Genomic DNA, 3,543 nt, shown 5'->3' with positions numbered 1-3,543 from the left:
CCCAGGTGCCGAGGTCGATCTTGCGGCGCTCGCCGGCAAGCCACCCCTCGGCGTCGCCCTCGGTGGCGTAGGTGCGCGGAGCCTTGTGCAACTTCGTGTCGGGGCCGACGTAGGCGGCGCTGTAGCGTCCGCTGCGTTCCTGCCGGATGCGGCCGAATCCCCGGCGCTTGCGTGTCACCGGTTCCGATTCCTGCACAACATTTGCACAACAAGAATGTACCAATATGTCCGGCAGTGTCCTATACTGCCGGACAGGTGAAAGTGCTGAAAGCGCAGCTAGAGGTACAGAAACAGCAGGTATATCAACTAGCCACACCGGAGTGTCTCGTCAGGTTCGAATCCTGCCGGGGGCACCACTAACTAACACAGAAGTCGACTCCACCGCCGTCACCAGGGCCCGACTCGGCACGCCGGACTCAATGCAGACACCTCTGAAAGCCGTCGCCGCCCGGGGACAAGTACCACATCGTCCCGGGTCCGAGGTCCCGATGATGCTGACGGCGAGCTCCCCCGCAGAGGATGATGCACTGATGAAGGCGAGCAGGGCATGCAAGGGCGGAGGCAAGAACTGGTCGGTGAACAAGGACGGCAAGCCGATGTGTCCCGGCTGCTTTCGAGGCCTCAGCGCCGTCGCCGGCTACGGAAAGACGGTGCGCAACACACCAATCGTTCCTCCGCACAACCGTCCCGGTCCGCAGGAAGCCCAGAAACCTCGTCGCCACCGAGACGCTGACTCACGAGGTTCCGGCGGCGCCAGAGTCCGGGCATCGGGCGAACACCGAGCTGATTGACCACCATCTGTGCGGCATGATTGACCCCTTCGGTGAATGTGGGGAAGGGCGTGCGGCACGAGCCAGCGTGCGGATCGGTGCCGGACCCCGATTCAGGGCGGTGCCGCCGACCCTCCCCCGCTCGATGAGAGTGACTTCAGCGCCCAACCCCGCCGCGTGCAGGGCGGCAGATACACCCGCGGGGCGACCTCCGGTGACGACAACACGCATCCCGGGACTGCTCCTCTCCCGCGGTGCCCTGTCGACCAGACTCCGCGGCGGCACGGTTGGTGCCGCGCGCGCTCGACATCAGGACCACTCCGCGAGCACCCGCATTTTGCCCGCCTTCACCGCCGCGTCGCGTCGCAGCTTCTTGAGCTGCGGCGCGAACGCGTTGCGCGCGTTGTCCTGGAAGTTCAGCGGCAGCTCCAGCGCGCTGACCAGCTTGGCTTCCAGGTACCACGGCTCGGGGTGCAATACCCACGACACCGAGGCGTTCTCTGCCATCCACCGGGTCAGGACGGCTTCTCCGCCGGCGAAGGTCTGCCGTTTGCCCGAGCCGATCCGGCGCAACACGAAGCCGAGCTGATCGCCGAGCAGCACGCCGAGGGACTTGCGCAGCGTGGAACCGTCGGCGCCGGCATTGCCGGCACCGAAGTGATAGCGAATGCGTTTGCGCAGGTCCTGCGGTGTCTGAGGCTTGCCGTCGGCCCGCGGCGGACCGGGGCTGATCCCGACGTAGAGCAGTGTCCAGCCGTCCCGCTGTTCGCAGCCGGAGACATCGATGTCGCCCGGGATGTCGCGGAACCACCAGCCGTGAGCACCGGCTTCGTCGGGCACGGGGCAGGGCTCGGCGATCACCTCGTCACGGGTATACCGCTGAGCCGCAAGGAAGTTCGCGACAGCGGCGGCATTCCGCTTCGCGGAGATCGACTCAGCCATGCATCCGAGGGTAGTCGCGGCCGGCGCGCAGCGGCCCCAGCGGATCCAGCCGGTGTGTTCCAGGGGCCCGATACGGAATCGAGGGTTTGTAGAATCTGGTCACTCTGGCCGCAGATCCGGACGGCCGGCGGCGCCATCGCGTCAGGAGAGGCGGCTATGCCAGCCAGGACCATGCCGACACGCGCGGCACTGCTCGTCGCGGTCGCGCTGGCAGGCTGCGCTGAGACCGCCGCGCCGTCGGCCACCCCGACCCAATCCAGCGTCGGTGCCCAGGCGCCTGCTCCTCCGCCGCCCACCACGGTCCCACCATCGCCCGAACCTGCGCAGCCACGGCTGGCGTCCGACCCTGCGCAGTTGGTCGACGACCTCGTCGCCGACGAAATGGCGCTGCGCGACCTTTCGTCGTCACCGGCCGTGATGCAGACGGCGGCCCGCCGTCAGCAGGTCGCCTATCGCGCCATCGGACGGCACCCCAAATGGGATCCGATCGCGCGCCCGCGCGTGCCGCCGGCGCTTCTCGAGGTCTACGACCGCAACGTCGAGGCCCGCAGGCAACTCGCGTCGATGATCAAAAACCCACAGCCCACCGTGCCTGCGTGGCGGATCAATCCGCCGCCACCGGCGCACGAGCTTCTCGACCACTACCGACAGGCCGAGTCGGTGACCGGTGTCGGCTGGAACTACCTGGCGGCGATCAACTTGGTCGAGACCGCGTTCGGCCGCATCGAGGGCGTGAGCACCGCCGGGGCGCAGGGACCGATGCAGTTCATGCCGTCGACGTTCGCCGCGTTCGGCAATGGTGGCGATATCCAATCACCACGCGACAGCATCATGGCGGCCGGCCGCTACCTCGCCGCCAACGGCTTCGTCGGCGACCCGGACTTCGCCCTGTACCGCTACAACAACTCGCAGCAGTACGTCCGCGCGATCAAGGACTATGCGGCGGTGATCGCTTCCGCCCCTGAGGCATTCACCGCGTACCACCTGTGGGACGTGTACTACCGAACCACCGCCGGTGACGTGGTCCTACCCGTCGGCTATGCCGCAGACGCCCCCATCCCCGTCGAGGAGTACCTGGCCACCAACCCGCAGTGATCGAGACGGCTAGATACTCAGGGGGGTGCCGGGCTCACACTCGGCGAATTCCCAGAGCGTGCGGGCGTCGGGCTGCAAAGGATCGCTGCGGACTTCATCAGGCTGGCGTGAGGGTGAAGGCGGTGGCCGCGACCGGCCCGCCGCCCCCGCACGGGTTTGGCCCGTTGAGCGTGTACACGCCGTTCGTGCCGTCTAGATTGAACGTGTACCTCGCGACGATGTCGACGGCACGCCCGTCCGGGCACGATGCCCCGGCCGGCACGAACTGGTCGAGGACGTACTGCGACCCCTGAACCCTTGCCTGGCCCTGGTCTCTGTTGAGCGTGACATTGAACAGGTTGTTACAGCCGGGACCGCAACTGTCGACCCGCAGCGTGTTGTCCGTGACGACGCCGTTGGCCATGACACTTCTGTACAGGTAGACGCCGGGTGCGAGATCGGCATTGGCCGGTGTGGCCAGGGCGACGCTGCCAACCGCGAGTCCGATGGCGGCCACGCCGCCGATCCCATACTTCATGGTGCCTCCGATCAGCGAACCTCGGCCGGTCTAACTAAGTAGCCACGACCTGACGACGGAGCGTTTTCGCAAGTCAGGCTGCCCACTGGATCTACCGACCAACCAGGTGGTTAGTCTGCAAGGAGACCCCATCCCGAGCAGGAGGCTGCCATGCAGTTGGCGCTGACACCCGAGGAAGCCGCCTTCCGCGACGAGCTTCGCAACTTCTATCGCACCGAG

Annotated in this window: 4 protein-coding genes and 1 pseudogene; 1 reads left to right on the top strand and 4 read right to left on the bottom strand. The window is 66.8% G+C overall.

The genetic code is table 11. The features are described 5' to 3' along the window. The 3 genes and pseudogenes from WA944_RS11370 to WA944_RS11360 form a co-directional block, all read right to left on the bottom strand. Positions 1-178: pseudogene (locus tag WA944_RS11370) on the bottom strand (tyrosine-type recombinase/integrase); the annotation flags it as partial. Positions 179-734: 556 nt separating this feature from the next. Then, a complete protein-coding gene (locus WA944_RS11365; protein ID WP_526368772.1) occupies positions 735-1,001 on the bottom strand; it encodes an FAD-dependent oxidoreductase in 267 nt (88 codons plus the stop codon). A gap of 78 nt (positions 1,002-1,079) precedes the next feature. Continuing rightward, positions 1,080-1,712 carry a GIY-YIG nuclease family protein gene (locus WA944_RS11360; protein WP_526368774.1) on the bottom strand — a complete coding sequence of 211 codons (633 nt, stop codon included), beginning with the start codon at positions 1,710-1,712 and terminating at the stop codon, positions 1,080-1,082. Positions 1,713-1,868: 156 nt separating this feature from the next. Here WA944_RS11360 and WA944_RS11355 point away from each other — a divergent pair, with 156 nt between their 5' ends. Beyond that, positions 1,869-2,807, top strand: a complete 939-nt coding sequence (locus WA944_RS11355) for a lytic transglycosylase domain-containing protein (RefSeq protein ID WP_526646944.1) — start codon at positions 1,869-1,871, stop codon at positions 2,805-2,807. A 97-nt stretch (positions 2,808-2,904) separates the two neighbouring features. On the opposite strand, the gene WA944_RS11350 is transcribed toward WA944_RS11355, so the two are convergent. Next, positions 2,905-3,324, bottom strand: coding sequence for a hypothetical protein (locus WA944_RS11350; protein ID WP_526368778.1), 420 nt, complete (start codon positions 3,322-3,324; stop codon positions 2,905-2,907). Positions 3,325-3,543: the final 219 nt, after the last annotated feature.

It is taken from the genome of Mycobacterium sp., from assembly GCF_049683355.1.
In the GTDB taxonomy this organism is placed as follows: Bacteria; Actinomycetota; Actinomycetes; order Mycobacteriales; family Mycobacteriaceae; genus Mycobacterium.
Note: the sequence above shows the minus strand (reverse complement) of the source record. Positions and strands in the feature narration are given on the sequence as shown.

Bases quoted from the DNA above. Each gene is read 5' to 3' on its own strand.
- WA944_RS11350 (WP_526368778.1), bottom strand. From the start codon at position 3,324: ATGAAGTATGGGATCGGCGGCGTGGCCGCCATCGGACTCGCGGTTGGC.
- WA944_RS11360 (WP_526368774.1), bottom strand. From the start codon at position 1,712: ATGGCTGAGTCGATCTCCGCGAAGCGGAATGCCGCCGCTGTCGCGAAC.
- WA944_RS11355 (WP_526646944.1), top strand. From the start codon at position 1,869: ATGCCAGCCAGGACCATGCCGACACGCGCGGCACTGCTCGTCGCGGTC.
- WA944_RS11365 (WP_526368772.1), bottom strand. From the start codon at position 1,001: ATGCGTGTTGTCGTCACCGGAGGTCGCCCCGCGGGTGTATCTGCCGCC.